At 66.6% G+C, this 25,887-nt stretch carries 23 protein-coding genes; 21 read left to right on the top strand and 2 right to left on the bottom strand.

The annotated features are described in order from the left end of the window. The 5 genes from E8F11_RS04495 to E8F11_RS04475 all read left to right on the top strand — a co-directional run. On the top strand, positions 1–970 hold a 970-nt coding region (locus E8F11_RS04495; protein WP_280287615.1), incomplete at its 5' end, for a thiamine pyrophosphate-dependent enzyme. Between the two features lie 95 nt (positions 971–1,065). Continuing rightward, entirely contained in the window at positions 1,066–2,295 is a 1,230-nt protein-coding gene (gene alr / locus E8F11_RS04490) for an alanine racemase (RefSeq protein ID WP_280287614.1), read from the top strand. Between the two features lie 39 nt (positions 2,296–2,334). Further along, positions 2,335–3,525, top strand: coding sequence for a pyridoxal phosphate-dependent aminotransferase (locus E8F11_RS04485; protein WP_280287613.1), 1,191 nt, complete (start codon positions 2,335–2,337; stop codon positions 3,523–3,525). Beyond that, complete coding sequence (locus E8F11_RS04480) at positions 3,518–4,936, top strand: aldehyde dehydrogenase family protein (RefSeq protein ID WP_280287612.1); 1,419 nt, start codon at positions 3,518–3,520, stop codon at positions 4,934–4,936. The genes E8F11_RS04485 and E8F11_RS04480 overlap by 8 nt, the downstream gene beginning before the upstream one ends. 16 nt (positions 4,937–4,952) lie before the next feature. Next, positions 4,953–6,116 carry an MFS transporter gene (locus tag E8F11_RS04475; RefSeq protein WP_280287611.1) on the top strand — a complete coding sequence of 388 codons (1,164 nt, stop codon included), beginning with the start codon at positions 4,953–4,955 and terminating at the stop codon, positions 6,114–6,116. Positions 6,117–6,126: 10 nt separating this feature from the next. Here the strand turns inward: E8F11_RS04475 and E8F11_RS04470 are convergent, their stop codons facing one another. Then, positions 6,127–6,561 (bottom strand): Rrf2 family transcriptional regulator, encoded by a 435-nt coding sequence (locus E8F11_RS04470; RefSeq protein WP_280287610.1) that lies wholly within the window; start codon positions 6,559–6,561, stop codon positions 6,127–6,129. Positions 6,562–6,814: 253 nt separating this feature from the next. On the opposite strand from E8F11_RS04470, the gene E8F11_RS04465 reads away from it, so the two are divergent. From E8F11_RS04465 to flgL, 16 genes are all read left to right on the top strand, one after another. Then, positions 6,815–8,416, top strand: coding sequence for an ABC transporter substrate-binding protein (locus tag E8F11_RS04465; protein ID WP_280287609.1), 1,602 nt, complete (start codon positions 6,815–6,817; stop codon positions 8,414–8,416). A 14-nt stretch (positions 8,417–8,430) separates the two neighbouring features. Continuing rightward, the gene (locus E8F11_RS04460; RefSeq protein WP_280287608.1) at positions 8,431–9,390 is read left to right on the top strand and encodes an ABC transporter permease; all 960 of its coding nucleotides are present in this window, start codon (positions 8,431–8,433) and stop codon (positions 9,388–9,390) included. Between the two features lie 3 nt (positions 9,391–9,393). Beyond that, complete coding sequence (locus tag E8F11_RS04455) at positions 9,394–10,224, top strand: ABC transporter permease (protein WP_280287607.1); 831 nt, start codon at positions 9,394–9,396, stop codon at positions 10,222–10,224. Positions 10,225–10,226: 2 nt separating this feature from the next. Continuing rightward, positions 10,227–11,864 carry an ABC transporter ATP-binding protein gene (locus tag E8F11_RS04450; RefSeq protein WP_280287606.1) on the top strand — a complete coding sequence of 546 codons (1,638 nt, stop codon included), beginning with the start codon at positions 10,227–10,229 and terminating at the stop codon, positions 11,862–11,864. 16 nt (positions 11,865–11,880) lie between these two features. Continuing rightward, entirely contained in the window at positions 11,881–12,585 is a 705-nt protein-coding gene (locus E8F11_RS04445; protein WP_280287605.1) for an NAD(P)H-dependent oxidoreductase, read from the top strand. Positions 12,586–12,910: 325 nt separating this feature from the next. Then, entirely contained in the window at positions 12,911–13,318 is a 408-nt protein-coding gene (flgB, locus tag E8F11_RS04440) for a flagellar basal body rod protein FlgB (RefSeq protein ID WP_280287604.1), read from the top strand. Between the two features lie 14 nt (positions 13,319–13,332). Then, a complete protein-coding gene (gene flgC, locus E8F11_RS04435) occupies positions 13,333–13,779 on the top strand; it encodes a flagellar basal body rod protein FlgC (RefSeq protein ID WP_280287603.1) in 447 nt (148 codons plus the stop codon). 19 nt (positions 13,780–13,798) lie between these two features. After that, positions 13,799–14,485, top strand: coding sequence for a flagellar hook assembly protein FlgD (flgD, locus tag E8F11_RS04430; protein WP_280287602.1), 687 nt, complete (start codon positions 13,799–13,801; stop codon positions 14,483–14,485). A gap of 30 nt (positions 14,486–14,515) precedes the next feature. Next, on the top strand, positions 14,516–16,060 hold the full coding sequence (locus tag E8F11_RS04425) for a flagellar hook protein FlgE (protein WP_280287601.1): 1,545 nt from the start codon (positions 14,516–14,518) through the stop codon (positions 16,058–16,060). Positions 16,061–16,307: 247 nt separating this feature from the next. Then, on the top strand, positions 16,308–17,051 hold the full coding sequence (gene flgF / locus E8F11_RS04420) for a flagellar basal-body rod protein FlgF (protein WP_280287600.1): 744 nt from the start codon (positions 16,308–16,310) through the stop codon (positions 17,049–17,051). Between the two features lie 45 nt (positions 17,052–17,096). Further along, entirely contained in the window at positions 17,097–17,882 is a 786-nt protein-coding gene (gene flgG, locus E8F11_RS04415) for a flagellar basal-body rod protein FlgG (RefSeq protein ID WP_280287599.1), read from the top strand. Positions 17,883–17,900: 18 nt separating this feature from the next. Next, complete coding sequence (gene flgH / locus E8F11_RS04410; RefSeq protein ID WP_280287598.1) at positions 17,901–18,614, top strand: flagellar basal body L-ring protein FlgH; 714 nt, start codon at positions 17,901–17,903, stop codon at positions 18,612–18,614. A gap of 11 nt (positions 18,615–18,625) precedes the next feature. Continuing rightward, complete coding sequence (locus tag E8F11_RS04405; protein WP_280287597.1) at positions 18,626–19,726, top strand: flagellar basal body P-ring protein FlgI; 1,101 nt, start codon at positions 18,626–18,628, stop codon at positions 19,724–19,726. A 10-nt stretch (positions 19,727–19,736) separates the two neighbouring features. Further along, positions 19,737–20,891 carry a flagellar assembly peptidoglycan hydrolase FlgJ gene (gene flgJ / locus E8F11_RS04400; protein WP_280287596.1) on the top strand — a complete coding sequence of 385 codons (1,155 nt, stop codon included), beginning with the start codon at positions 19,737–19,739 and terminating at the stop codon, positions 20,889–20,891. A gap of 9 nt (positions 20,892–20,900) precedes the next feature. Next, positions 20,901–23,015: a flagellar hook-associated protein FlgK gene (flgK, locus tag E8F11_RS04395; RefSeq protein ID WP_280287595.1), complete on the top strand. Its 2,115-nt coding sequence runs from the start codon at positions 20,901–20,903 to the stop codon at positions 23,013–23,015. A 12-nt stretch (positions 23,016–23,027) separates the two neighbouring features. After that, positions 23,028–24,284 (top strand): flagellar hook-associated protein FlgL, encoded by a 1,257-nt coding sequence (flgL, locus tag E8F11_RS04390; RefSeq protein WP_280287594.1) that lies wholly within the window; start codon positions 23,028–23,030, stop codon positions 24,282–24,284. 373 nt (positions 24,285–24,657) lie between these two features. Here flgL and E8F11_RS04385 read toward each other — a convergent pair whose 3' ends face one another. Then, positions 24,658–25,797: an IS481 family transposase gene (locus E8F11_RS04385; protein WP_280287593.1), complete on the bottom strand. Its 1,140-nt coding sequence runs from the start codon at positions 25,795–25,797 to the stop codon at positions 24,658–24,660. Positions 25,798–25,887 lie beyond the last annotated feature (90 nt).

The following is a 25,887-nucleotide window of genomic DNA, read 5'->3' as shown; positions in this document are numbered from 1 at the left end:
CGGCGGCGGTGCGTTGCACGCCGCCGAAGCCGTGCAGGCGCTCAGCGAACGGCTGGCCGCGCCGGTGTTCACCAGCGTCGCCGGCAAAGGCCTGCTGCCGCCCGAGGCGCCGCTGAATGCCGGCGCCAGCCTCTGCGTGGCGCCGGGCTGGGAGATGATCGAACAGGCCGACCTGGTGCTGGCGGTGGGCACCGAGATGGCCGATACCGATTTCTGGCGCGAGCGCCTGCCGCTGTCCGGCGAACTGGTCCGCATCGATATCGACCCGCGCAAGTTCAACGACTTCTATCCCTGCGCCGTGGCGCTGAAGGGCGATGCCCGGCTGACCCTGGATGCCTTGCTGGCGCTTCTGCCGGAGCAGGGCAGGGCGACAGCGCAGGCTGTTGCCCAGGTGGCGCAACTGCGCGCGACGATCCGCCAGGGGCACGGGCCGCTGCAGGCAATCCACCAGGCGATCCTCGACCGCATCGCCGCAGCCCTGCCGGCGGATGCCTTCATCAGCACCGACATGACCCAGCTGGCCTACACCGGCAACTATGCCTTCGCCAGCCGGGCGCCGCGCAGCTGGCTGCACCCCACCGGCTACGGCACCCTGGGCTACGGCCTGCCGGCCGGCATCGGCGCCAAGTTCGGCGCACCGCAGCGGCCGGGCCTGGTGCTGGTGGGCGATGGCGGCTTCCTCTACACCGCCCAGGAATTGGCCACGGCGACCGAGGAGCTGGACAGCCCGCTGGTGGTGCTGCTGTGGAACAACGATGCGCTGGGCCAGATCCGCGACGACATGATCGGCCTCGATATCGAGCCGATCGGCGTGCTGCCGCGCAACCCGGACTTCGCCGGCCTCGCCCGTGCTTTCGGCTGCACCGTGAAGCAGCCGCAGAGCCTTGACGAACTGGAGCAGGACCTGCGCAGCGGCTTCGGCCATCCGGGCGTGACCCTGATTGAACTCAAGCACGCCTGCGCGCGCTGAAACAATGCCTTTGCCACCCCGGCCATCGCCGGGGAGGCAGGGCAGGAAAACAACAACAAGGAGGCCACCCGGCCATCCACCAAGGAGAGTCAACCATGCCTTTCAGCCGTTCCCTGCTCGCCCTGTCCCTCGGTCTGGTTCTCTGGCAAGGCCAGGCCCATGCCGCGCCGCCGATGTCGCTGGACAACGGCCAGTCGGCGTTGACCGCACAGACCAGCAACGCCTGGGTGGAGATCAACAAGGCTGCCTTCGAACACAATATCCGCACCTTGCAGGCCGAACTCGACGGCAAGTCGAAGCTCTGCGCGGTGCTCAAGGCCGACGCCTACGGCCATGGCATCGGCCTGCTGATGCCCTCGGTGATCGCCCTGGACGTGCCCTGTGTCGCCATCGCCAGCAACGAGGAGGCCCGCGTGGTCCGCGCCAGCGGCTTCAAGGGCGAGCTGGTACGGGTGCGCACCGGCACCCTGGCCGAGTTGGAGGAAGCCCTGCAGTACGAGGTCGAGGAACTGGTCGGCAATGCCGATTTCGCCCGCCAGGCAGCGGCCATCGCCGAACGCCACGGGCGCACCCTGCGCGTCCACCTGGCGCTGAATTCCAGCGGCATGAGCCGCAACGGCGTGGAGATGAACACCGAGCAGGGTCGCCAGGACGCCCTGGCCATCGCGCGCCAGCAGGGCCTGAAGGTGGTGGCGCTGATGACCCACTACGCGGTGGAAGACAAGGACGACGTGCGCAAGGGCCTGGCGGCCTTCAACCAGCAGGCCGAGTGGCTGATCCGGGAAGCGGGTCTGGATCGCAGCAAGCTGACCCTGCACACGGCCAACTCCTTCGCCACCCTGGAAGTGCCCGAGGCGCGCCTGGACATGGTGCGCACTGGCGGCGCGCTGTTCGGCGATACCGTTCCGGCGCGCACCGAGTACAAGCGGGTGATGCAATTCAAGTCCCACGTCGCCTCGGTCAACAGCTACCCGGGGGGCAACAGCGTCGGCTACGACCGTACCTTCACCCTGGGCCGCGACTCGCGCCTGGCCAACATCACCGTGGGCTACTCCGACGGCTATCGGCGGGTGTTCACCAACAAGGGCCATGTGCTGATCCAGGGCCATCGCGTGCCGGTGGTCGGCAAGGTTTCGATGAACACCCTGATGGTCGATGTCACCGACTTCCCCGAAGTGAAAGCCGGCGACGAGGTCGTGCTGTTCGGCAAGCAGGGCGCCAGCGAAATCGCCCAGAGCGAAATGGAAGACATCAACGGCGCGCTGCTGGCCGACCTCTACACCGTCTGGGGCAGCGCCAACCCGAAAATCCTGGTCGAGCAATAGACGCCGTCCTTGCTCGCCATCGTTCCGAGGAATAATCCGATGCGCTACTCCCAATTGACCCAACGCATTGCCGGCGACGGCGCGGCGGCCTGGGACATCCACTATCGCGCCCTGGCCCGCATGGAGCAGGGGGACGACATCCTCCTGCTGTCGGTTGGCGACCCGGACTTCGACACCCCGGTGCCCATCGTCCAGTCGGCCATCGACAGCCTGCTCTCGGGTAACACCCATTACTCCGACGTGCGCGGCAAGCGCAACCTGCGCGAGGCCATCGCCCGGCGCCATGCGCAGCGTAGCGGCCAGGCGGTGGACGCGGGCAACGTGGTGGTGCTGGCCGGCGCGCAATGCGCGCTCTACGCCGTGGCCCAGTGCGTGCTCGACCCCGGCGACGAGGTGATAGTCGCCGAGCCGATGTACGTCACCTACGAGGCGGTATTCGGCGCCTGTGGGGCCAAGGTGGTGCCAGTCTCTGTGCGCTCCGAGCACGGCTTCCGCGTGCAGGCCGAGGACGTCGCCGCGCTGATCACCCCGCGTACCCGCGCCCTGGCCCTGAACAGCCCGCACAACCCCTCCGGCGCCAGCCTGCCGCGCGCCACCTGGGAAGCCCTGGCCGAACTGTGCGTTGCCCATGACCTGTGGATGATTTCCGACGAGGTCTACAGCGAACTGGTGTTCGAGGGTGAGCACATCAGTCCGGCCGGTCTGCCGGGCATGGCCGAGCGCACCGCGACCCTCAACAGCCTGTCGAAATCCCACGCCATGACCGGCTGGCGGGTGGGCTGGGTGGTCGCTCCCGAGGGGCTCTGCGGGCACCTGGAAAACCTCGCCCTGTGCATGCTCTACGGCTCCCCCGACTTCATCCAGGACGCCGCCTGTACGGCACTGGAAGCGCGCCTGCCGGAGCTCGAAGCGATGCGCGAAGCCTATCGCCAGCGCCGCGACCTGGTCCTCGAATGCCTCGCCGGTCGCCCGGGGCTGCGCGCGCTGAAGCCGGACGGCGGCATGTTCGTGATGGTGGATATCCGCGCCACCGGGCTGTCCGCCCAGGACTTCGCCGACCGCCTGCTGGATCACCATGGCGTGTCCGTGCTGGCCGGCGAAGCCTTCGGCCCCAGCGCCGCCGGGCATATCCGCCTGGGCCTGGTGCTGGGCAGCGCGCCCTTGCGGGAAGCCTGCCGGCGCATCGCTCGCTGCGCCGCCGAACTGATGGAGGAGAAACGCTATGCGTGAATATCGTCACCTGTACATCGGCGGCGTCTGGGTCGCGCCCCAGGGCAGCGGCCTGGCCGACGTGATCAACCCGGCCACGGAGGAGGTCGCCGGCCGCGTGCCGCTGGGCAATGAAGCCGATGTCGAGCGTGCGGTCGCGGCGGCGCGGCAGGCGTTCGCCGCCTGGTCGCGCACGCCGTCCAGCGTGCGCGCCGGCTACATCCGCGCCCTGGCCGAACAGCTCAGGGCCCGTGGCGACGAAATGGCCGGCCTGATCACCGCCGAACTGGGCATGCCGGTGCAGTGGTGCCGCATGGTGCAGGTGGACGGTCCGATCGAGGGGCTGGAAAGCTACGTCGAGATCGCCGCGCAGATGGACGCCGTGCGCGAGGTCGGCAATTCCCTGGTGGTGCGCGAGCCGGTGGGCGTCTGCGCCTTCATTAACCCCTGGAACTATCCGCTGCACCAGATGATCGGCAAGCTGGCGCCGGCCCTGGCCGCCGGCTGCACAGTGGTCGTCAAGCCGAGCCAGGAAACTCCGCTGCACGCCTTCCTGCTCGCCGAACTGATCGAGGCCATCGGCCTGCCGGCCGGGGTGTTCAACCTGGTCAGCGGGCCCGGCGCCAAGGTCGGTGAAGCGCTGGCGCGGCATCCTGACGTCGACATGGTGTCCTTCACCGGCTCAACCGGCGCCGGCGTGCGCGTGGCCGAGGCGGCAGCGCCGACAGTCAAGCGCGTGTGCCTGGAGCTGGGCGGCAAGTCGCCGTTGCTGATCGGCGCCGACGCCGACCTGGCCGCTGCCGTGCGCTATGGCGTACAGGACGTGATGATCAACTCCGGGCAGACCTGCACGGCGCTGACCCGCATGCTGCTGCCGGCCAGCCGCTACGCAGAGGCCCTGGAGCTGGCGCGGGCCGAAACCGAGGCCCTGCGCATCGGCGATCCGCTGGACCCGGAATCCTTCCTCGGCCCGATGTGTTCCGCCGGGCAGAGGCGCACGGTGCGCGACTACATCCGCATTGGCCAGGAGGAGGGCGCACGCCTGTTGACCGGTGGCATGGACACCCCCGTCGGCTTCGAACGTGGCTTCTACGTGCGACCGACCCTGTTCGCCGACGTGCACAACCAGATGCGCATCGCCCGCGAGGAAATCTTCGGCCCGGTGCTCTGCCTGGTCCCCTACGCCGATGAAGAAGAAGCCGTGCGCATCGCCAACGATTCACCCTTCGGCCTCTCCAGCGCGGTGTGGACCGCCAGCCCGCAACGCTCCCTGGAGTTGGCGCGGCAGTTGCGCGCCGGGCAGTGCTTCGTCAATGGCGCCGCCTTCAACTATCGCGCGCCCTTCGGCGGCTACAAGCAGTCGGGCAATGGCCGCGAGTGGGGCGAGGAAGGGCTGGCGGAGTTCGTCGAAACCACGGCCATCCAGCTCTGATGCCGGGCGCGCTGCGATGATGGCGACCAGGCCCCAGGCCTTCATGGCCCTGTACCTCGCCACCTTGCTGCTGCAGGTGGCGGCGGGGTTGCTCAATTCCTGGGTGGCCCTGCGCAGCCTGGCCCTCGGCACCGGCGACTTCCTGATCGGCTCGCTGATGGCGGTGAATGCCCTCGGCCTGGTGCTGGGCGCATTCAGCGGCTATTGGCTGATCGCCCGCATCGGCCATGTGCGCGCTTATGCACTGGCGTGCGCGCTGGCGGTGGCGGCGACCCTGGCCCATGACTTCAGCACCTGGCTGCCGTTCTGGCTGCTGCTGCGCTTCATCGTCGGGCTGGCCCTGATGAGCCTGTACATGGTGCTGGAGAGCTGGATCAACGAGCAGGTCGAGCCCGCCTCGCGCGGCAAGGTGCTCGCCTGGTACATGACCGCGTCCTTCCTCGGCCTGATCGGCGGCCAGTTGGGCCTGGGCCTCGGCGGCGGCGCCAGCCGCGCGCTGCTCGACCTGGTGGCCATCGCCTTTGCCCTCTGCCTGGTGCCGGTCGCGTTTACCCGGCGGCCGTTGCCCCAGGCCGTCGCGGCCCGGGAAAGCCTGCAGCCGTTGCGTTTCGTCCGGCGGGTGCCGCAGGCGCTGTTGAGCATAGTCGTCACCGGGCTGCTGTCCGGCACCTTCCACGGCCTGGCGCCGGTCTACGCCAGCCAGCAGGGCATGGATGCGGCCATGGTCGGCCTGTTCATGGCGTCGTGCCTGGCGGCAGGCCTGCTTGCGCAATTCCCCCTGGGGCTGCTGTCGGATCGCTTTGCGCGGCCGCGCCTGATCCGCCTGTTCGCCCTGCTGCTGGCCGTCGCCTGCCTGCCGTTGTTGTGGACACCGGTACCGCTGGCGCTGCTGCTGGTCTGCGGCTTCGTCATCGGCCTGATGCAGTTCTCGCTCTACCCGTTGGCCCTGGCGCTGGCCAACGAGCGGGTCGAGAGCCATGAACGGGTGTCGTTGGCGGGGCTGTTCCTGGTGGGGTTCGGCCTGGGCTCCAGCATCGGGCCGCTGCTGGCCGGGGCGGCGATGGAGGTCTTCGGTGGGCGCGCGCTCTACGGCTTTTCCGCGCTCTGTGGCCTGGTCCTGGCGCTGCTGGTGCGCGAGCGCCTGGCGGGCCGGCAACCGGTCGCGGCGGGGGAGGGCTGAGGTGTGTGCCTTAGTCCTGCGCGTCGCGGGGGCTGTCGAAGGCCACGAACAACTTGTCGGCGGTGATCTTTTCCAGGTCCAGGCGGATGTTGGCTTCGAGCATGGCGAACAGCCCGGTGAAGACTTCATGGACCTTGCAGTGGTCTTCCATGCCGGAGAAGGGGTTGTCGATCTTCTCGGCGATCAGCGAGCTTTCCTGCACCGCATCGTAGACCTCGCGCAGGGTGATCTGCTGCGGCGGGCGCGCCAGGGTCAGGCCGCCGCCCGCGCCACGCTGGGATTTCAGGATGTCGGCCTTGACCAGCTGCGACACCAGGTTGCGCACCCGCGTGGGATGCACCTTCACCCATTTGGCGATGGTTTCGGTGCGCAGCTTCTGCGGCGCGTTCGCGGCGACGAAGGAGAGGATGTAGGACGCCGTGATCAGGCGGGTCGACTGGCTCATGCAGGAGGCTCCGGGCGCAGCGGGCGATGGGCGAACGTGAAAGGTTATTGACCGGATAACAATTAGTAAATGCCCCGGGCCATTTCAGCCGGCCAAAGGTAGGGCGAGTCAGCGGACGAACCGACAAAGACGCAATCGCCACCACTGGAGTTCGCATCACTCAATTGTTAATGTTGCGATCGCGATAACAATTAAGGCGCAACACCTCACCCACCGCCAATCGTTCTCTCTGACCAGAACAGGGGTACATGCAATGAGCGATAACAAGAACAAGATCACTCAGGCAATCCAGGGCTTCCAGCTGGAACGCCGCGACTTCCTCAAGCTCGGGGCCATGGCCGGCCTGGCGGGCGCCGCGCTGTCCATGGGCCTGTCGCCGGGCGCCTGGGCCGGGGAGGCGACGCCCAAACCCGGCGGCATCCTGCGTCTGGGCCTGGCCGGCGGCAGCACCTCCGACTCCTTTGATCCGGGCTCCTGGAGCGACACCTTCACCTTCGTCGGCTTCTCCGCGGTGTACAACACCCTGGTGGAGATAGCCGTCGACGGTTCGGCGATCCCTGAGCTGGCGGAGAGCTGGGAGTCCTCGCCTGATGCCAAGGTCTGGACCTTCAAGCTGCGCCAGGGCGTGCAGTTCCATAACGGCAAGACGCTGACGGTGGACGACGTGGTGGCCTCGATCCAGCATCACCTGGGGGAGAAGTCCACTTCGGCGGCCAAGGCGGTGCTCGGCGAAGTCGCCGCCGTGCGTGGGCAGGGCACGGACAGCGTGGTGTTCGATCTGCGCTCGGGCAACGCCGACTTCCCCTATGTGGTGGCCGACTATCACCTGGCGATCATGCCGAGCAAGGACGGTGTGGCCGACTGGCGCGCCGGCATCGGCACTGGCGGCTACCGGATCAAGTCCTTCGAACCCGGCGTGCGCATGATGCTGGAGCGCAACTCCGCATACTGGAAAGCGGGCAGGGCGCATTTCGCCGAGGCCGAGCTGATCGGCATCGCCGACGGCGCGGCGCGGGTCAACGCGCTGATGACCGGCGCGGTGGATGTGATCAACAAGGTGGACCTGAAGACCGTCGCCCTGCTCAAGCGCAATCCGAACCTGGTCATCGAGGAAACCAAGGGTGCGCAGCACTACACCTTCCCGATGCTCTGTGACAGCGCGCAGTTCGCCAACAACGACATCCGCCTGGCGATGAAGCACGGCATCGACCGCGAGGCCCTGCTCAACACGGTGCTGCGCGGCTACGGCGTGGTCGGCAATGACCACCCGATCCAGCCCGGCAGCCGCTTCCTCAACGCCGAACTGGCGCAGCGCAAGTACGATCCCGAGCAGGCGCGCTTCTACCTGCGCAAGGCCGGTGTGGAGTCGCTCAAGGTGCGCCTGCAGGCATCCGACGCCGCCTACACCGGGGCGGTGGATGCCTCGGTGCTGTTCAAGGAGCAGGCCCGCGCCGCCGGCATCGAGATCGAGGTGGTGCGCGAGCCGGCGGACGGCTTCTTCGCCAACGTCTGGAACAAGCAGCCCTTCACCACTTCGTTCTTCTACAGCAGCCTGACCGCGGACCGCATGTTCAGCATCGGCTACGCCAAGGGCGCCGCCTGGAACGAGTCGCACTGGGACCATCCGCGTTTCAACCAGCTGCTCAATGCCGCCCGCGGCGAGCTCAACGAGCCGCTGCGCCGCGAGATGTACAACGAGATGCAGCAGCTCTGCCGGGACGAGGGCGGCACCATCATCCCGCTCTTCGCCAACTCCGTGGCGGCGCGCTCCAACCGGGTCACCCACGGCGGCGTCACGGCGCCTTATGGCGAACTGGACGGCCTGCGGGTCATCGAGCGCTGGTGGCAGGCCTGAGAGGAGTCGGGAACATGAATGGCATCCTCAAGCTGCTGTCCCAGCGGCTGGCTCTCGGGCTGATGTCGCTGCTGGCGGTATCGGTGATCATCTTCCTGGCGGTCGGCCTGTTGCCGGGCGATCTCGCCCAGGCGGTACTCGGGCAGTCCGCCACGGCGGAGACCCTGGCCGCCTTGCGCGCGCAACTGGGGCTGGACCAGCCGCCGCTCGCGCGCTTCATGGCCTGGATCTGGCACTTCGTCCAGGGTGACCTCGGCGTGTCGCTGGCCAACCAGCGCCCCATTGCCGAGCTGGTCGGCACGCGGTTGGGCAATACCCTGTTCCTGGCAGCCTTCGCCGCGCTGGTGTCGGTACCCCTGGCCCTGCTGCTGGGCATGCTGGCGGCGCTGTACCGCAACTCCTGGTTCGATCGCCTGCTGAACACCTCGGCGCTCAGTGCGGTGTCCTTCCCGGAGTTCTTCGTCGCCTACATCCTGATCCTGATCTTCTCGGTCAAGCTGAACTGGTTCCCGAGCATCTCCAACCTGGCGCCTGATGCGTCCTTCGGCACCATGCTGCAAGCCTCGATCCTGCCGGTGGCGACCCTGAGCCTGGTGGTGATCGCGCAGATGATGCGCATGACCCGCGCGGCGCTGATCAACCTGCTGGCCAGCCCCTATATCGAGATGGCCCGGCTCAAGGGCATCGGCCAGGCGCGAATCATCTTCCGCCATGCGCTACCCAATGCCCTGGCCCCCATCGTCAACGTGGTGGCGCTGAACCTGGCCTACCTGGTAGTGGGCGTGGTGGTGGTCGAGGTGGTCTTCGTCTACCCCGGCCTCGGCCAGTTGCTGGTGGACTCGGTGGCCAAGCGCGACATCCCGGTGGTGCAGGCCTGCAGCCTGATCTTCGCCGGCACCTACATCCTCCTCAATACCCTGGCCGATGTGCTCTCCATCGCCAGCAACCCACGCCTGATGCATCCGAAGGGGTAGGCCATGACGCGCATTCTCTACGCAGTGTTGCGTGCGCCCCTGAGCGCACAGTTCGGTTTCGCGGTGATCCTCCTGTATCTCGTGGTGGCGTTGTTCGCCCCGCAGATCGCGCCCCATGGGGAAACCGAGGTGGTGGGCGAGGGCTTCGCACCCTGGGGCGGCCAGTTCCTGCTCGGCACCGACAACCTCGGCCGGGACATGTTCAGCCGCCTGGTATTCGGCGCGCGCAACACTCTCGGCATCGCCTTCCTGACCACGGTGCTGGCCTTTCTGCTCGGCGGCCTGGCCGGGCTGGTGGCGGCCATTCGCGGTGGTTGGGTCGACCAGGGGCTGTCGCGCCTGGTGGATATCCTGATGGCGATTCCGCAACTGATTTTCGCCCTGCTGATCCTCAGCGTGGTGGGCACCACGGCCACTTCGCTGGTGCTGGTGATCGCCCTGCTGGATGCCACGCGGGTGTTCCGCCTGGCGCGGGCAGTGGCCATGACGGTGGTGGTCCAGGACTTCGTCGAGGCGGCCCGCCTGCGCGGCGAGGGACTCTGGTGGCTGGTGACCCGCGAGGTGCTGCCGAATGCCATGGCGCCGCTGATCGCCGAATTCGGCCTGCGCTTCTGCTTCGTCTTCCTGTTCATCAGCGCGCTGTCTTTCCTCGGGCTGGGCATCCAACCGCCCACTGCCGACTGGGGCAGCATGGTCCGCGACAATGCGGTGCTGATCACCTTCGGCGACATCACGCCCTTGCTGCCCGCCGTGGCAGTGGCGCTGCTGACCATCGGGGTCAATTTCGTCGTCGACTGGATGCTGCACAAATCCAGCGGGCTGAAGGAGTGCTGAGCATGAACGAACAGTTGAACCGCCCCCTGCTGGAAATCCGCGACCTGCACATCGAAGGTCACTTCGATGACGCCTGGCACCCGCTGGTCAAGGGCATCGACCTGACCCTGCAGCGCGGCGAAGTACTCGGCCTCATTGGCGAATCCGGCGCGGGCAAGTCCACCCTGGGCCTGGCCGCCATGGGTTATACCCGCGATGGCTGTCGCATCACCCGGGGTTCGATCCGATTCGACGGCCAGGATCTGCAGCAGTGCTCGGCCGAAGCGCTGCGCAAGCTGCGCGGCCTGCGCATCGCCTATGTGGCGCAGAGCGCGGCGGCATCCTTCAACCCGGCGCAGCGGCTGATCGACCAGCATGTGGAGACCGCCGTGCAGAACGGCGGCATCACACGCGTCCAGGCCGAGCGCGAGGCTGTGGAGCTGTACCGGGTGCTGCGCCTGCCGGACCCGGAGCGCATCGGCCAGCGCTATCCGCATCAGCTGTCCGGTGGCCAGTTGCAGCGGGCGATGACCGCCATGGCGATGGCCTGCCACCCGGACCTGATCATCTTCGACGAGCCCACCACGGCGCTGGACGTGACCACCCAGATCGAAGTGCTGGCGGCCATCCGCGATGCGGTGGCGCGTTACGGCACGGCGGCGCTCTACATCAGCCACGACCTGGCGGTGGTGGCGCAGATGGCCGACCGCATCATGGTGCTGCGCCATGGCAGCCTGGTGGAGGAGGCAGAGACCCGGCAAATGCTGGCCGCCCCGCAACAGGACTACACCCGCTCGCTGTGGGCGGTGCGCAGCTTCCACACCGAGCCCAAGGCCGGCGCCCAGGCTGCGAAGCCCTTGCTGGAACTGCGCAAGGCCTCGGCCAGCTATGGCGACCAGCCGGTGCTGCACGAGGTGTCACTGCAGCTCCAGCGCGGCCAGACCCTGGCGGTGATCGGCGAATCCGGCAGCGGCAAGAGCACCACGGCACGGGTCATCACCGGCCTGTTGCAGCCGAGCTCCGGCCAGGTCCTGTACGACGGCGCGCCCTTGCCGGCCGACTTTCGCCGGCGTAGCAAGGAGCAGCTGCGCAGGATCCAGATGATCTACCAGATCCCCGACACTGCGCTGAACCCGCGGCAGAGCCTCTTCGACATCCTCGGCCGGCCGCTGGCCTTCTACCTGGGGCTCAAGGGCAAGGCCCTGCGCGAGCGGGTGGCGGAGCTGCTGGAGATGATCGAACTCGACCCCGGCAAGTTCATGCAGCGCCAGCCGCGCGAACTCTCCGGCGGGCAGAAGCAGCGCATCTGCATCGCCCGCGCCCTGGCCGCCGAACCCGAGCTGATCATCTGCGACGAAGTCACTTCGGCCCTCGACCAGCTTGTGGCTGAAGGCATCCTCAAGCTGCTCGATCGGGTCCAACGGCAGTTGGGCGTCTCCTACCTGTTCATCACCCACGACGTGGCCACGGTGCGTGCCATCGCTGACCAGGTGGTGGTGATGCAGCGGGGCAGGGTGGTAGACCAGGGCGAGCGCAACCGCATCTTCACCCCACCATTCCACGACTACACCGGCCTGCTGTTCTCGTCCGAGCCGCAGATGGACCCCGACTGGCTCGAGTCCATCCTCAGCGCGCGCGGCCAGGCCACCATTCCCGCTTGATCCACAAGGAAATCCCATGAATGTACTGATCGTCCACGCCCACCCCGAGCCGCAATCCTTCACCAGCGCCCTGCGCGACCTGGCCGTGGAAACGCTGCAGGGGCAGGGCCACCAGGTCCAGGTCTCGGACCTCTACGCGATGAACTGGAACCCGGTGGCGTCGGCCTCCGACTTTTCCGAGCGGGCCAACCCGGACTACCTGGTCTATGCGCTGGAGCAGCGCGAGGGCGTCAAGGCCGGGCGGATTGCCGCGGACATCCAGGCCGAGCTGGACAAGCTGCTCTGGGCCGAACTCGTGATCTTCAACTTCCCGCTCTACTGGTTCTCGGTGCCGGCCATGCTCAAGGGCTGGATCGACCGCGTCCTGGTGTCCGGGGTCTGCTACGGCGGCAAGCGCTTCTACGACCAGGGTGGCCTGGCCGGCAAGAAGGCGCTGGTGAGCCTGACCCTGGGCGGGCGCGAACACATGTTCGGCGACGGCGCCATCCATGGCCCGCTGGAGGACATGCTGCGCCCGCTGCTGCGCGGCACCCTGGCCTATGTCGGCCTGGAGGTGCTGCAGCCCTTCGTGGCCTGGCACGTGCCCTATATCAGTAACGAGGCGCGGCAGGATTTCCTGCGCTCTTATCAGTCGCGCTTGCAGGGGCTGGAGCAGGAGGCGCCGCTGGAGTTCCCCCGCCTGGAACAGTTCGACGACAGGTTGTACCCGCTGGCGCGATGAGTGTGACAAGGCCGCCTTCGGGCGGCCTTCGCTTGTCCGGGTAGGGTGCGCCGCGCGCACCGGAATCCCCGCGCGCAACGGCTGGTGCGCGCAGCGCACCCTACGAGATGACCTTCGCGATACCGCCGGCAAGGCGGCAAGGCGGCAAGGCGGCAAGCAGCGGCAAACCCCCTTGCCGCTTTGCCGCCCGGCAAGGTTCCATTGCCGCTTCTTGCCGCTCCTTCTTTGTTCAAACCATTGAAAATAAAAGAAAAATAATAATGGCACGGCCTTTGCTGTATCTCTGGCAAGCAACCCAGATTGCCACTGGCAAAGGTTCCGGACCATGAGCATCAGTTTCGAAAAGGCCCTCGGCATCCACCAGCAAGCCCTCAGCTTCCGCGCCCAGCGCGGCGAGGTGCTGGCCAACAACATCGCCAACGCCGATACCCCGAACTACAAGGCTCGCGACCTGGACTTCGCCAGTGTGCTCGCCCAGCAGACGCAGAAGACTGCCAACGGCAGCTTCCAGGCCACCCGTACCAGCGAGCGCCACATCGCCGCCGACGGTTTCGATATGGGGGAAGGCGAGCTGAAGTACCGCGTCCCGTTCCAGGCCGCCATCGACCAGAACACGGTGGACGCCCAGCTGGAGCAGTCGAACTACACCGAGAACGCCATGCAGTTCCAGGCCAGCTTCACCTTCCTCAACAGCAAGTTCAAAGGGCTGATCAGCGCCCTGCGCGGCGAATAACGGAGAGCCAAGCCATGTCCCTGTCCAGCATCTTCAACATCGCCGGTACCGGCATGAGTGCGCAGAACACTCGGCTGAACACCATCTCCAGCAACATTGCCAACGCCGAGACGGTGTCCTCCAGCCTCGACCAGACCTACCGCGCGCGCCACCCCGTGTTCGCCACTGTGTTCCAGGACAGCCTGGGCAATGGCGACCGTGGCTCGCTGTTCGCCGGGGACGACCAGTCCGGCGCCGGCGTGCAGGTGCTCGGCGTGATCGAGGACCAGGGCGCGCTGACCCCACGTTACGAGCCCAGCCACCCGGCGGCCAATGCGGAGGGTTACGTCTATTACCCCAACGTCAACGTGGTCGAGGAGATGGCGGACATGATCTCCGCCAGCCGGTCCTTCCAGACCAACGTGGAAATGATGAACACCGCCAAGCAGATGATGCAGAAGGTGCTGACCCTGGGTCAGTGATAGGGAGCGAGGGAACAGCATGAGTGTCAGCAGCGCATCCACGAGCAACACCACCCAGTCGGTGCTCGACCAGTACAGCCGCACCACCGAAACCAAGAAAAGCAACGAGCTGGGCAAGAACGAATTCCTCGAACTGCTGGTCGCGCAGCTAAATAACCAGGACCCCCTGGCGCCCCAGGAGAACGGCGAGTTCATCGCCCAGCTGGCGCAGTTCAGCCAGGTGGAAGGCATCGAGAAGCTGAACACCAGCATGGGCTCGCTGCTTTCCGGCTACCAGTCGTCCCAGGCCCTGCAGGCCTCGTCCCTGGTGGGCCGCAAGGTGATAGTCCCGACCGATAAGGCGGTGGTGGACACCAGCGAAACCTTCAAGGCCAGCGCCACGCTGCCGGTGTCCAGCAGCAACGTCTGGGTCAACGTCTATGACAGCAACGGCTCGCTGGTGAACCGCGTCAACCTGGGCCAGCAGTCCGCCGGCAGCGTCAGCTTCATGTGGGACGGCAAGGACTCCAACGGCAATCTCATGCAGCCCGGCACCTACAAGTTCGAGGCGCAGGCCCAGTACGGCGACGAGACCAAGGGGCTCTACACCCTGCTGCCGGCCAACGTCGACAGCGTCACCCTGGGTCAGAACGGCGGCGAGCTGATGCTCAATCTCGCCGGCATCGGCAGTGTCGGCCTGTCCAAGGTTCAGGTCATCGGTCAGTAGCGGCCGGCAAATTCGGCAAGGAGTAATCGGATGAGTTTCAACATCGGGCTGAGTGGCCTGCGCGCCGCCAACAAGGACCTCAACGTCACCGGCAACAACATCGCCAACGCCGGGACCACCGGATTCAAGCAATCCCGTGCGGAGTTCGCTGACGTCTATGCATCCTCGGTGCTGGGCAGCGGCAAGAACTCGACGGGCAGCGGCGTGCTGCTGTCGAGCGTTTCCCAGCAGTTCAACCAGGGCAACATCAACTACACCCAGAATGCCCTGGACATGGCCATCAACGGCAACGGCTTCTTCCAGGTCAGCAACAACGGCGCCCTGAGCTATTCCCGTGCGGGCTATTTCGGCACCGATCGCAGCGGCTACATCGTCGACAACTTCGGCTACAACCTGCAAGGCTACACCACCGACCCCAACGGCGTGCTGCAGACCGGCTCGATCGGCAACCTGAGGATCCAGACCAACAGCCAGGACCCGAAGGCGACCGGCAGCGTGGCGCAGGGCTTCAACCTGAACTCGACCAATGCCGTGCCGACCAATGCCTTCAGTTCCACGGACCCGACCAGCTACAACTCGTCGACCTCGACCAACATCTTCGACAGCCAGGGCAACTCCCACGTGATGACCCAGTACTTCGTCAAGACCGGGCCGAACGCCTGGCAGATGAACGTACTCATCGACGGTAGCCACCCGTTGGCGGGCGTGGCCAACCTGGCCGCCACCACCGCGGCCGGCACCGGCGGGGCGACGCCGGCCAGCGTGGCTGCTGCCGTGTCGGCGCTGTCCGGTCCCGGCTCCACTGTGTTGCCGGCCCAGGTGACGGCGGCCACCAATGCTGCTGCGGCGGCGGGGGCGACGGTCGAGAGCGTGGTCGCCGCCATTGCCGCAGCGGGCAAGACCCCGGTGAGCGCGAACCTGAGCTTCGACTCCGTGGGCAAGCTGCAGCCGATCGGCGCCACCAACCCCGTGGCCTATGATCCGAATGCCGTACCCGCCATGCCGGCGCCGCAGCCGACCGATGTGTGGGAAATGAATGCCGACGGCACCCTCAAGATCAGAAGCTGGATCCCCTCCACCTCCGATGGTCAGCAGAACCCGGTGTTCCTCGCCAACGGGGCGCAGGCCAACGCCACCGGCGTCAACCTGGATTTCCGCCAGGCGACCCAGTTCGCCAGCGCGTTCGCGGTCAACAGTGTGGCCCAGGATGGCTACACCACCGGCGAGCTGGCGGGGGTGGAGATCAGCGACACCGGCGAGATCTTCGCCCGCTATACCAATGGCCAGTCGCGGATCCAGGGGCAGGTCATCCTGGCGAACTTCGCCAACGTCCAGGGGCTGGCGCCGGTGGGCAAGACCCAGTGGATCCAGTCCTCTGACTCTGGCGAGCCGGTGCGTAACCCGCCGGGATCCGGAACCCTGGGCGCCATCCAGTCGGGTGCGCTGGAAGACTCCAACGTCGACCTGTCGGATCAGCTGGTGAACCTGATCGTCGCCCAGCGCAACTACCAGGCCAATGCCAAGACCATCGAAACCGAGAGTGCGGTGACCCAGACCATCATCAACCTGCGTTGATGAGTAAGTCTTGTAGGAGCGAGCTTGCGGATTCGCGAGCAAGCTCGCTCCTACAGGCGGCAAATCCCCTTGCCGCTGGCGGCAGCCGCTGGCCGCCAGGGCATTGATCAGGCCTCGCAAGAGGCCTGTTTCATTTCGATAAATTCCTTTTATTTCAATGTCTTGTGATTGATTTTCCGGTTTGGCACGAGCCTTGCTGAATGGCATGCATAGCGCCAAGGGCGGCAATGCCCACTCGGAGACATTCATGGACAAGATGCTTTACGTCGCGATGAGCGGGGCCAGCCAGAACAGCCTGGCCCAGCGCGCCCACGCCAACAACCTGGCGAACATCTCCACCACCGGTTTCCGCCGCGACTTCGAGCAGGCGCGTTCCATGCCGGTGTTCGGCGATGCGTTCCCGTCGCGGGTCTATGCCATGACCGAACGCCCCGGCACCGACTTCACGCCCGGCGCCCTGCAGGAGACTGGCCGTGACCTGGACGTGGCCATCGAAGGCGAGGGCTGGGTGGCCGTGCAGGCTCCGGATGGCAGCGAAGCCTACGTGCGCACCGCCAGCCTGCAGATCGATGCCCTTGGCCAGCTGCGCACCGGCAATGGTTTGCCGGTCATGGGCAATGCCGGGCCCATTGCCATTCCGCCGGAACAGAAAGTCGAGATCGGCCAGGACGGCACCATCAGCATCCGCGCCATGGGCGAGGCCCCCAATGTGGTGGCCGAGGTGGACCGCATCAAGCTGGTCAACCCGGACCCTAAGCAACTGGAGAAGGGCACCGACGGCCTGATCCGCATCAAGGACCCGCAGCAGGCGGTGCAGGCCGACGCCAACGTGCGCCTGACCTCGGGCTTCCTCGAAGCGAGCAACGTCAATGCCGTGGAAGAGATGACCGCGATCCTTTCGCTGTCCCGCCAGTTCGAGCTTTCCGTGAAGATGATGCGTACCGCCGAAGACAACGCCTCGGCAATGGCGCGGGTCTTGCAGTTCAGCTAATCACCAGCACGCGGCGCCATGATTCTGGCGCCCGAGGAGAAGAAAATGCTTCCGGCACTCTGGGTCAGCAAGACCGGCCTGTCCGCCCAGGACATGAACCTGACCACCATTTCCAACAACCTGGCGAACGTCTCCACCACCGGCTTCAAGCGCGACCGCGCCGAGTTCGAGGACCTGCTGTACCAGGTCCGTCGCCAGCCGGGTGGCCAGAGCAGCCAGGACAGCGAGCTGCCCACCGGCCTGCAGTTGGGTACCGGCGTGCGCATCACCGGCACCCAGAAGATCTTCACCCAGGGCAGCCTGCAGACCACCGAGCAGCCGCTGGACATGGCCATCAACGGGCGCGGCTTCTTCCAGGTGCTGCTGCCCGACGGCACGGTCTCCTATACCCGCGACGGCAGCTTCCACCTGAGTTCCGACGGCCAGTTGGTCACCTCCCAGGGTTTCGCCCTGGAGCCGGCCATCGTACTGCCCGCCGAGGTGCAGACCTTCACCGTGGGCGAGGACGGCACCGTCTCCGTGACCACGGTCGGCAACCCCGCCGCCCAGGTGATCGGCAACATCCAGACCGCCGATTTCGTCAACCCGGCCGGCCTGCAGGCCATCGGCAACAACCTGTTCCTGGAGACCGCTTCCAGCGGCGCGCCCCAGGTCGGCACCCCGGGCCTCACCGGCCTTGGCGTCGTGCAGCAGAACACCCTGGAAAACTCCAACGTCAGCGTGGTCGAGGAACTGGTGAACATGATCACCACCCAGCGCGCCTACGAGATGAACTCCAAGGTCATCTCCACCGCCGACCAGATGCTCGCGTTCGTCACGCAGAACCTGTAACGCCCTGAGGTAGTCGCCATGAACCGGCTGATCATTCTTCTCCCGCTGCTCGGCATCACCCTCATCACGGGGTGCGTCCAGCCGTCGCCGAAGCCGAACGATCCCTACTACGCGCCCGTACTGCCGCGCACGCCCCTGCCGGCCGCGCAGAACAACGGCGCCATCTACCAGGCCGGTTTCGAAACCAACCTCTATGACGACCGCAAGGCCTACCGGGTGGGCGACATCATCACCATCACCCTCAATGAACGCACCCAGGCCAGCAAGAACGCCAACTCGCAGATCCAGAAGGACAGCAACGCGAACATCGGCCTGACCTCGCTCTTCGGCGGCGGCGTATCGGTGAACAACCCCAACGGCGGCCTCAACCCGCTGGATGCCGCGCGCCTGAGCCTGGATGCCGAGTACAACGCCACCCGCGATACCAAGGGCGACTCCAAGGCGGGGCAGAGCAACAGCCTGTCCGGCTCCGTCACGGTCACGGTTTCCGAAGTGCTGCCCAACGGCATCCTCGCCGTGCGCGGCGAGAAATGGCTGACCCTGAACACCGGCGACGAGCTGGTGCGCATCGCCGGCCTGGTCCGCGCCGACGACATCGGCACCGACAACACCGTGCCCTCGACCCGGGTGGCCGACGCGCGCATCACCTATTCCGGCACCGGCGCCTTCGCCGACGCCAGCCAGCCGGGCTGGTTCGACCGGTTCTTCATGAGCCCGCTGTTCCCGTTCTGATGAGACCGACCATGACGCGACTGATCACCGCCCTCTGCCTGTTGCTCGCCGCAGGCGCCGTCCAGGCCGAACGCCTCAAGGACCTGGCGAGCATCCAGGGTGTGCGCAACAACCAGCTGATCGGCTACGGCCTGGTAGTGGGCCTGAACGGCACCGGCGACCAGACCACCCAGACGCCCTTCACCCTGCAGACCTTCAACAACATGCTGGCGCAGTTCGGCATCAAGGTGCCGGCCAACGTCGGCAACGTGCAGCTGAAGAACGTCGCGGCGGTGTCCATCCACGCCGACCTGCCGCCCTTCGCCAAGCCCGGCCAGACCATCGACGTCACCATCTCTTCCATCGGCAACGCCAAGAGCCTGCGCGGCGGCAGCCTGCTGATGGCCCCGCTCAAGGGCATCGACGGCAACGTCTACGCCATCGCCCAGGGCAACCTGGTGGTGGGTGGCTTCGACGCCGAGGGCAGCGACGGCTCGAAGATCACCGTCAACGTCCCGTCGTCCGGCCGCATTCCCTCCGGCGCCACGGTGGAGCGCCCGGTGCCGAGCGGTTTCGAGCAGGGCAACTTCCTCACCCTGAACCTCAACCGCCCGGACTTCACCACGGCGAAGAACATCGTCGACAAACTCAACGAGCTGCTCGGCCCGGGCGTGGCCCAGGCCGTGGACGGCGGCTCGGTACGGGTCAGTGCGCCGCTGGACCCGAACCAGCGGGTGGACTACCTGTCGGTAATCGAGAACCTGGAGATCGAGGCCGGCCAGGCCGTGGCCAAGGTCATCATCAACTCGCGTACCGGCACCATCGTCATCGGCCAGAACGTGCGGGTGCAGCCGGCCGCCGTGACCCACGGCAGCCTCACCGTGACCATCACCGAAGACCCCATCGTCAGTCAGCCCGAGGCCTTCTCCGGTGGCCAGACCGCCGTGGTGCCGCGCTCCAAGGTGAGCGCCGAGCAGGAGGCCAAGCCGATGTTCAAGTTCGGCCCCGGCACCACCCTCGACGAGATAGTCCGGGCGGTGAACCAGGTGGGCGCGGCGCCTTCCGACCTGATGGCCATTCTCGAAGCGCTGAAGCAGGCCGGGGCCCTGCAGGCCGACCTGATCGTGATCTAAGGAAAGGGCGATGAACTCGAAACTCTCCGCAGGGCTCGCCACGGGCTCCAAACTGGACAGCGGCGCCTACACCGACCTGAACCGGCTGAGCCAGTTCAAGGCCGGTAAGGATCGCGACAGCGAGGGCAACATCCGCAAGGTGGCCCAGGAGTTCGAGTCGCTGTTCCTCAACGAGATGATGAAGTCCATGCGTCAGGCGGGCGAGGCGTTCGCCGAAGGCAACTACCTGAACAGCAACGAGACCAAGACCTACCAGGACATGCACGACCAGCAGCTGGCCGTGACCCTGTCCAAGCAGGGCGGCGTCGGCTTGGCCGATGTGCTGACCCGCCAGCTGTCGAAGACCCGCCACGCCGAGCGGCCCAACCCCTTCGCCCAGGTGCAGTCCGGCGTCCAGGCCAGCGGTTCGGGGCAGGTTGCCAAGGAGGCCGATGCCACGGCACCGGCGCGTGACGATTCGAAGCTGCTCAACCAGCGCCGCCTGTCCCTGCCGAGCCGGCTCAGCGACCGCCAGCTGGCCGGCATGGCGCCGACCCTCGAACAGCAGGGCACCACGCCGCTGGCCGGCAACGACTGGGCTCCGGCCAGTGCCTATGCCGCGCCGGAGCGCGCAGCGGTGGGCGTCGAGGCCACCGGCACTGCCAAGGGCGCCGGCAAGCGCGTGTTCGCCTCGCGCAACGAGTTCATCGAGACCCTGCTGCCCATGGCCGAGAAGGCCGCCGAGCGCATCGGCGTCGACCCGCGCTACCTGGTGGCCCAGGCCGCGCTGGAAACCGGCTGGGGCAAGTCGATCATCCGCGAGGGCGATGGCAGCAGCAGCCACAACCTGTTCGGTATCAAGGCCCACAAGAGTTGGGACGGCGACTCGGCGCGGGTGCTGACCACCGAGTACAAGGGCGGCAAGGCGGTGAAGGAAGCGGCGTCGTTCCGCTCCTACGACTCCTTCGAGCAGAGCTTCCACGACTACGTGAGCTTCCTGCAGAACAACGACCGCTATCAGGAAGCTCTCGGCGCCACTGACAACCCCGAGCAGTTCGTCCGCGAACTGCAGCAGGCCGGCTACGCCACCGACCCGCAATACGCTCGCAAGATCACCCAGATCGCCCGCGGCATGCAGATCTACCAGGCCGTTGCCGCCGTCGACGGCACGACCACCAGGATATGAGGCTGAGTCATGGCTGACTTGTTGAACATCGGATTGTCCGGGCTTGCCGTGAGCAAGACGCAGCTGTCCATCACCGGCCACAACATCACCAACGTCAACACGCCGGGATTCAGTCGCCAGGACGCCTCCCAGGCTGCGCGGCTGTCCCAGTTCAGCGGCGCGGGCTACATCGGCTCCGGTGCGGCGCTGACAGAAGTCCGGCGGACCTACAGCGAGTTCCTCACCTCGCAGCTGCGCAACTCGACCGCACTGAACAGCGATGTGGCTGCCTACAAGAGCCAGATCGACCAGCTGGATTCGCTGCTGGCCGGCACCACCACGGGTATCAGCCCGTCGCTGCAGAAGTTCTTCGCCTCGCTCCAGGCCGCCGCGGAAGACCCGGCCAACACCCCGGCGCGGGAACTGGTGCTGGCCGACGCCGAGGGTCTGGCGCGGCGCTTCAACAACCTGCACGACCGCCTCAGCGAGCAGAACGGTTTCATCAACAGCCAGATGCAGAGCATCAGCGAACAGGTCAATCGCCTGGCCAGTTCGATCGGCAGCCTGAACAACGCCATCGCCGAGGCGTCGGCCAACGGCCACGCGCCCAACGACCTGCTGGATGCCCGGGACGAGGCGGTGCGCCAGCTGTCGAGCTTCATCGGCGTGTCGGTGGTGAAGCAGGACGACAACAGCCTCAACCTCTTCATCGGCACCGGCCAGCCGCTGGTGGTCGGTGGTACGGTCAGCCGCCTGGACATCGTCAATGGCACCGGCGACCCGACCCGCTTCGAGGTGGAACTGGTCAATGGCGGAACCCGGCAGAACGTCACCAGCCAGGTCAGCGGCGGCCAACTGGGCGGCCTGATCCGCTACCGCAATGAAGTGCTCGACTCCTCGCTCAACGCGCTGGGGCGCCTGGCGATGGCAGTGACCGAGCAGGTCAACGGCCAGCTGGGCCAGGGGCTCGACCTCAAGGGACGCGTCGGTTCGATGCTGTTCGGCGACTACAACACCCCCGAACTGGCGGACCTGCGGGGCCGTGCCTTCGCCGACAATGCCTCGGGCGTGGATGCCTCAGTGACCATCGACGACACCAGTCGGCTCGGCACCAGTGACTATCGCCTGGAGTTCGACGGCACCTCCTACCAGGCGCGGCGCCTGAGCGACGGGGCGCCCATGACCGTCACCGTCGACCCGGCCAACCCGCTGAAGCTGACCCTGAAGGACGCCTCCGGACGCGACCAGGGCTTCAGCGTGACCCTGACCGGCACGCCGGCCGCCGGCGACCGCTTCATGCTCGAACCGACCCGCACCGGCGCCTCGTCCATCTCGGTGGAACTGGACCAGGCCGACCAACTGGCCTTCGCCGCGCCCCTGCGCAGCGAGGCCAACCTGCAGAATCGCGGCAACGCGGTGATCGGCGCGCCGGAGATCACCCAGGTGATCGACCCGGCCAACCTGGCCAGCATGCAGGCACTACGCTCCGACCCGCTGCAGCAGGGTGTGATCAGCGGTTTCCCCAGCCTGACCCTGACCTACGATTCCGCAAGCGGCCAGCTGCAGTTCCCGTCGCCGCTGCCGCCGGGTGTCCGCATCACCACGGTGCCGCAGCTGCCGCCGGCCCCCGCGCCGACCGACATCACCGGCCTCGCCGTGACCCCGGGGCAGTCCAACAGCCTGTCCTTCGCGGTGGAAGTCACTGTGGGCGGGGTGACCCAGAGCTACAGCATCCAACAGAGCTTCAGCGGCCAGCCGCAGAATGGCGATACCTTCACCCTGGGCTTCAACAAGGGCGGCGTCTCCGACAACCGCAACGCCCAGAAGCTGGTGGACCTGCAGAACAAATCCACGGTGGGAGTCGATTCCACTCTGGGCAGCAAGAACTCCGGCGTCAGCTTTTCCGACGGCTACGGCCAGCTGGTGGAGCGTGTCGGCACCCTGACCGCCCAGGCCCGCCAGGACAGCGAGGCCTCCGGCGCCATCCTCAAGCAGGCCAGCGACAACCGCGACTCGTTGTCAGGCGTCAACCTCGACGAAGAAGCCGCCAACCTGATCAAGTTCGAGCAGTACTACAACGCCTCGGCCCAGATCATTCAAGTTGCGCGCTCCTTGTTCGATACCCTGATCAGCAGCTTCCGCTAACGGGCCATCGCCATGCGAATCTCCACTCTCCAAGCCTTCAACAACGGTGTATCGGGCCTGCAGCGCAACTTCTCCGATGTTGCCCGCACCCAGGAGCAGATCAGCACCGGCAAGCGCATCCTCACCCCGGCCGACGACCCGGTGGCCTCGGTGCGCCTCCTGCAGCTGGACCAGCAGCAGGCCGTGCTCGAGCAGTACCAGGGCAACCTCACCGCGGCGCAGAACAGCCTGAGCCAGGAAGAGGCCACCCTGAACTCGGTGAACAATCTGCTGCAGCGCGTGCGCGAACTGGCAGGGCAGGCGGGCAACGGCGCCTTGACCCAGGCCGACCGCAAGGCCATCGCCACCGAACTGGGCGAGCGCGAGGACGAACTCCTCGGCCTGATGAATACCCGCAACGCCCGCGGCGAATACCTCTTTGCCGGCTACCAGGGCAAGACCCAGCCGTTCGTGCGCAACCCGGACGGCAGCTACAGCTACCAGGGCGACGAAGGCCAGCGCCAGCTGCAGATCGCCAGCTCCCTGCAGGTGCCCATCAGCGACAACGGCCGGGCCCTGTTCGAGAACGCCATCAATGCAGGGCGCCTATCGGTCACCGGTAACCCGGCGGCGCCGGCCGGCCCCTATGTCAGCGGCGCCCTGGTAGATGACGAGGTGAGCTTCGCCGACTTCCCGGCGGGCGGCATCCAGCTGGACTTCAACGACCCGGCCGATCCGTTCAAGTACAGCCTCATTCCCTTGCCGCAGCCCGCGGCGGGGCCGGTGGTCAACGGCACCCTGACGGCGGGCAAGGACACCAAGGTCAGCTATGGCGGCGTCACCTTCCACGTGAACGGCACGCCGCCCAATGGTGCGAGTGTCACCATCGCCCCGCCTGATGATGACCCCACCACCGCGCCGGCGAACAAGGTCGGGCTGCTCGATACCATCGCCGGCCTGCGCAAATCCCTGGAGTCGAGCGTCGATTCTCCCCAGGGCACCCGCCAAGCCCGCGACTCGGTGGCGCTGGCCCTGACCAACCTGGACAACGGCATGACCACCCTCGACACCGTGCGTGGCCAGATAGGCGCGCGGCTGAACATAGTCGAGTCCACCCAGACCTCCCACGAGGAAGTCGGCCTGGTGAACAAGAGCGTGCAGGCCGAACTGCGCGACCTGGATTACGCCGAAGCCATCTCCAGGCTGTCCATGCAATCGATCATCCTCGAAGCAGCGCAGCAGAGTTACGTGAAGATCAGCGGGCTGAACCTGTTCAACCAGTTGCGTTGATGGCCATGTGGGGGCAGGAGGGCAGGACTGCGTCCCGCTTCAGATGCTCACCTTGGCTCGAGGCCCTGCCGTGGCGCGGACGGCCCCCTCTCCCTTCAGGGAGAGGGCGGGGGGAGAGGGTGACCAGGCCCGCGCAAAGGTTGGATCGCATCCTCTGCCCATCGAGCCTCACCGTCTCGCCGGACCATCTCCAAGGCCGCGTCCATTCATTTCAACTTGGGACGTCCTTTGGGCGTCATGAGTAATCGGCTCTGCCTGTTACAACTCAAGTTGTCTGGCTAAAGCGACGGAGCTGACCAGGTAGGGTGCGCCGTGTGTTCAGCCGGGATAGATGGGTAACGCCTGTCGGGAGACATGGGTAACGGGTTGATGATCATGTCACGCGTTGCCTCAAGTCGAGTTGGCGCAGGGTCTTGTGGATGAACACCACATCGTAGACGCCCTCGACGGCGGTGGGGCGGATCGCGACGCGCTCCCCGTACAACCCCCCGCCGACGAACACGCGGCGGCCCTGGAAATTGATCTGTCCGATGCGCCCGACCTTGAGCACCCGGTCGCTCGCTTCGTAGTCCAGTTCCGGCAGTTGCTCCGGGTAGCTGCGCCGACTGGGCTGGTAGCGCGTGATCGGCGGCAACTGGCCCAGCGCCTCATGCGGGCGATCGTGGTTGTACTGCTCCCGCCAGTGCGCCATCGCCTGCTGGCAGTGCGCCAAGTCGCGAAACGCGCGGTGCAGCACTTCACGCTTGAGCGTCTGGTGGAAGCGCTCCAGCTTGCCCTGGGTCTGCGGATGGTGGGGGCGGCTGTGGCTGACCTCAATGCCGAGGCGCATCAGCCAGACCTCCAGGGCGGACAGTCCGCCGGCGATGTTCGAGCCCCAGGGCGGGCCGTTGTCGGCGGTGATCCGGCGTGGCAGGCCATAGCGGCGAAAGACCTGGATCAGGTGCGGCCGCACCAGTTCGAGGCGTTCGCCCTCGCAGGCTTCCAGGCAGAGGGCAAAGCGCGAGTGATCATCCAACAGCGTCAAGGGGTGGCAGCGCGGCGAGCCACCTGCGTTGAGATGGAAGTGGCCCTTGAAGTCCATCTGCCAGAGCTCGTTCGGCTGAGCGTGCTCGAACCGCTGCGTCGCCGGGACCTCGGCCGTCTCGGCGTGGTAGCGCACCTGGCAGCCCTGGCGGCGGAGGATGGCGTCGATGGTGCTGTGGTGGGGCCGCGCGAACTCGGCCGGCAGCAGGCTGCGCAGCTTGCGGGCGCCCCAGAACGGGAACCGGCGGTGCAGCTGCACCACCGCCTCCTCCAAGCGGGGGTCGCTGCGCCCCGGACTGTGCTGCGGCCGCCGCGAGCGGTCCTGCAACCCCGCCTCACCGTGCTCGCGGTGGCGCTGCAGCCATTTGTAGGCGGTTTTCGGGCTGATGCCGTAGCGCCGGCACAGCTCGCGCACGTTGCTCTGCGGCTGCTCGGCCAACCGCACGAACTCGCGTCGAATCGACATGGTGCTGCACTCCTGCCACGGCATCGCTCGAACTCCAATTCGAAGGATTCCGCAAGCCTAGAAGCGTTACCTATGTCTCCCGACACCCGTTACCTATGTCCCCCGGCTGAACAC

The organism is Pseudomonas sp. BN417 (assembly GCF_029871205.1).
GTDB lineage: Bacteria > Pseudomonadota > Gammaproteobacteria > Pseudomonadales > Pseudomonadaceae > Metapseudomonas.
Note: the sequence above shows the minus strand (reverse complement) of the source record. Positions and strands in the feature narration are given on the sequence as shown.

Bases quoted from the DNA above. Each gene is read 5' to 3' on its own strand.
- alr (WP_280287614.1), top strand. From the start codon at position 1,066: ATGCCTTTCAGCCGTTCCCTGCTCGCCCTGTCCCTCGGTCTGGTTCTC.
- E8F11_RS04485 (WP_280287613.1), top strand. From the start codon at position 2,335: ATGCGCTACTCCCAATTGACCCAACGCATTGCCGGCGACGGCGCGGCG.
- E8F11_RS04480 (WP_280287612.1), top strand. From the start codon at position 3,518: ATGCGTGAATATCGTCACCTGTACATCGGCGGCGTCTGGGTCGCGCCC.
- E8F11_RS04475 (WP_280287611.1), top strand. From the start codon at position 4,953: ATGATGGCGACCAGGCCCCAGGCCTTCATGGCCCTGTACCTCGCCACC.
- E8F11_RS04470 (WP_280287610.1), bottom strand. From the start codon at position 6,561: ATGAGCCAGTCGACCCGCCTGATCACGGCGTCCTACATCCTCTCCTTC.
- E8F11_RS04465 (WP_280287609.1), top strand. From the start codon at position 6,815: ATGAGCGATAACAAGAACAAGATCACTCAGGCAATCCAGGGCTTCCAG.
- E8F11_RS04460 (WP_280287608.1), top strand. From the start codon at position 8,431: ATGAATGGCATCCTCAAGCTGCTGTCCCAGCGGCTGGCTCTCGGGCTG.
- E8F11_RS04455 (WP_280287607.1), top strand. From the start codon at position 9,394: ATGACGCGCATTCTCTACGCAGTGTTGCGTGCGCCCCTGAGCGCACAG.
- E8F11_RS04450 (WP_280287606.1), top strand. From the start codon at position 10,227: ATGAACGAACAGTTGAACCGCCCCCTGCTGGAAATCCGCGACCTGCAC.
- E8F11_RS04445 (WP_280287605.1), top strand. From the start codon at position 11,881: ATGAATGTACTGATCGTCCACGCCCACCCCGAGCCGCAATCCTTCACC.
- flgB (WP_280287604.1), top strand. From the start codon at position 12,911: ATGAGCATCAGTTTCGAAAAGGCCCTCGGCATCCACCAGCAAGCCCTC.
- flgC (WP_280287603.1), top strand. From the start codon at position 13,333: ATGTCCCTGTCCAGCATCTTCAACATCGCCGGTACCGGCATGAGTGCG.
- flgD (WP_280287602.1), top strand. From the start codon at position 13,799: ATGAGTGTCAGCAGCGCATCCACGAGCAACACCACCCAGTCGGTGCTC.
- E8F11_RS04425 (WP_280287601.1), top strand. From the start codon at position 14,516: ATGAGTTTCAACATCGGGCTGAGTGGCCTGCGCGCCGCCAACAAGGAC.
- flgF (WP_280287600.1), top strand. From the start codon at position 16,308: ATGGACAAGATGCTTTACGTCGCGATGAGCGGGGCCAGCCAGAACAGC.
- flgG (WP_280287599.1), top strand. From the start codon at position 17,097: ATGCTTCCGGCACTCTGGGTCAGCAAGACCGGCCTGTCCGCCCAGGAC.
- flgH (WP_280287598.1), top strand. From the start codon at position 17,901: ATGAACCGGCTGATCATTCTTCTCCCGCTGCTCGGCATCACCCTCATC.
- E8F11_RS04405 (WP_280287597.1), top strand. From the start codon at position 18,626: ATGACGCGACTGATCACCGCCCTCTGCCTGTTGCTCGCCGCAGGCGCC.
- flgJ (WP_280287596.1), top strand. From the start codon at position 19,737: ATGAACTCGAAACTCTCCGCAGGGCTCGCCACGGGCTCCAAACTGGAC.
- flgK (WP_280287595.1), top strand. From the start codon at position 20,901: ATGGCTGACTTGTTGAACATCGGATTGTCCGGGCTTGCCGTGAGCAAG.
- flgL (WP_280287594.1), top strand. From the start codon at position 23,028: ATGCGAATCTCCACTCTCCAAGCCTTCAACAACGGTGTATCGGGCCTG.
- E8F11_RS04385 (WP_280287593.1), bottom strand. From the start codon at position 25,797: ATGCCGTGGCAGGAGTGCAGCACCATGTCGATTCGACGCGAGTTCGTG.